Genomic DNA, 303 nt, shown 5'->3' with positions numbered 1-303 from the left:
CGTACTCTTTCATATCCGCTACGGCAGAAGGCACATCGGCATAGTTCTTGGACAGCACGCCAACCAGCACGTGGCCCTGCGCCGCGTCGTAGATGTCGCGGGCATTGTCTTTGGAGCCAGCCAGCACGTTCAGACACACGCGATCGCGATAGAAGTTCGGGGTCAGGTTCATGCTTTTGCTCCATCAAAAATTTGTTTGAAACGTTCGGCGACGATGGCTAACTGCGGCGGGGTCACGCTGCGCACGTCGACTTCAATCTTGCCTTCGTTGGCGCGGTAACCACGGAAGTACACCGCGATATC

The 303-nt window shown here is 56.4% G+C and carries 1 protein-coding gene and 1 pseudogene; both read right to left on the bottom strand.

Going from position 1 to position 303, the window contains the following annotated elements; translation table 11 throughout:
* On the bottom strand, nucleotides 1–172 hold a 172-nt coding region (locus tag GEAM_RS22275; RefSeq protein ID WP_034796320.1), incomplete at its 3' end, for a KDGP aldolase.
* Nucleotides 169–303, bottom strand: a pseudogene (locus GEAM_RS23510) (SelA-like pyridoxal phosphate-dependent enzyme); the annotation flags it as partial. The pseudogene GEAM_RS23510 and the gene GEAM_RS22275, both read right to left, overlap by 4 nt.

The organism is Ewingella americana ATCC 33852, assembly GCF_000735345.1.
Classification (GTDB): domain Bacteria; phylum Pseudomonadota; class Gammaproteobacteria; order Enterobacterales; family Enterobacteriaceae; genus Ewingella; species Ewingella americana.
This window is presented reverse-complemented; position numbering and strand designations above follow the sequence as displayed.